This is a genomic window from Streptomyces sp. NPDC038135 (assembly GCF_055601245.1).
In genome coordinates this window covers 1-1,644 of record NZ_JBVJXS010000019.1, presented here as the reverse complement: position 1 = coordinate 1,644, position 1,644 = coordinate 1, and the positions used below count along the sequence as shown (strand labels likewise).

The window sequence follows — 1,644 nt, the reverse complement described above, 5'->3', positions numbered from 1 at the left end:
CGGCGGCCGTCACCGCAGACGTAGACGTACGCGCCGTCCTGGATGGCCTGCCACACCGTGTCGGCGGCGTTGGCGATGGCGTTCTGCACGAACCGGGCCGGGTGGCCGGTCACCGCGGAGAAGGCCGTGTGCACCTGGGCGATCCCGGCCTGCTCCCAGGTCTGCATCTCCTGGCGGTAGAAGTAGTCGTGCTCCGGGTGGCGGCAGCCGACGAACACCTGGGACACGCCGACCTGGGTGCCGTTGGCGTGCTGGGTCGCCCGCTCCTCCAGGAATCCGCGCAGCGGCGCGATGCCGGTGCCGGGGCCGATCAGGATCAGCGGCGTGGCGGGGTCGGCGGGCGGGGCGAACGTCGGGGAGGGCACGCGGACGTAGCCGTAGACGACGTCCCCGGGCTCGAGGCCGGCGATGTAGGAGGAGCAGGTGCCGCGGTACTGGCCGTCGCCGGACAGGGCCGGGCCCTCCAGCAGGCCGACGGTCAGGCGCACGTGGCGCGGGTTGGCGGACGGGGCGGAGGAGATGGAGTAGAAGCGCGGACGGATGGGGCCCATCATCTCCAGGAACACCGCCAGCGGCAGCTCCACCGCGGGGAAGCGCTCCAGCAGGCCCAGCACCGAGACGCGCTTGCCCAGGATCTCCTTGCCGTAGCGCTCCTCGGCCTCCTCGGTGTCGGCGGTGTACGCCTGGAGCTGCGGCCGGGTCCACGGGCACTCGGTGTACTCGGCGAGCGTCTGGATCTGGGAGCGGGTGGCCACGTCCTGCAGCTCCAGGAACTCGGTGAGGAGGATGCCGGCGGTGACCGGGGTGCCGACCGGCAGGTGGGTGCGGCCACCGGCGGGCTGGTCGAGCCGGAGCACCTGGTCGTAGTCGACGCCGAGCCGCCTCAGCGCGCGCTCCACCAGGGCGAGTTCGTTCTTGGCGAAGACGGCCAGGTGGTTGCCGGTGTCGTAGGTGACGCCCTCGGGCAGCGCGACGGTGATGGACTTCGCGGACGGGCGCGGCGGCTCGATGGCGAAGTCCCACAGGCCGGTCGCGTCCGCCACGAGCTCCTCGTTGGCGACCACGGTGAGCGGGTAGGCCTGCTCGGAGACGATGGCGGGGCGCACGTCGGACTCGGTGAGCAGCTGTACCTGGTAGCGGGGGCCGCTCGCCTGGGAGGTGTCGGCGGCGTACTCCTCGGCCAGGGTGGCCCAGAGGTTGTCCATCCACCGCGTGGCCATGCCGTCGAAGTCGCCGGCGGCGTCCGCGATGCCGCGCTCGACGACGGGGGTGGCGCCGGCGGCCAGCAGGCCTTCCTCGATCCGCTTGGGGAAGGCCTGGTAGGTGGCCACCCACTGGGTGTTGCCGGCGCCCAGCAGCGCGAACCGCACGTTGGACAGTGAGCCCTCGGGCAGGCCGGCGGCGAGCAGGTCGTCGAAGCGCTGGGCGTTGTCGGGGGCCTTGCCGTTGTAGCTGGCGGCCACTACGGCGAGCAGGCCCTCGGTGGGCAGGTTGTCACCCAGCTCGTCCAGGCTGACGAGGGTGGTGCCGAACCCGGAGCGCTCACTGCGGTCGGCGATGGTCCGCGCCAGGTCCTCGCACGAGCCCAGGCTGGAGCCGTAGGCGACGGTCAGGTTCACCCCGACACCGCTGACCGCTGCCGGC

The 1,644-nt window shown here is 72.6% G+C and carries 1 protein-coding gene; it reads right to left on the bottom strand.

Annotated features, from left to right (window positions below):
- Positions 1-1,619: flavodoxin domain-containing protein (locus ACZ7JA_RS35840; protein ID WP_470812639.1), on the bottom strand; the 1,619-nt coding region annotated here is incomplete at its 3' end.
- Positions 1,620-1,644: the final 25 nt, after the last annotated feature.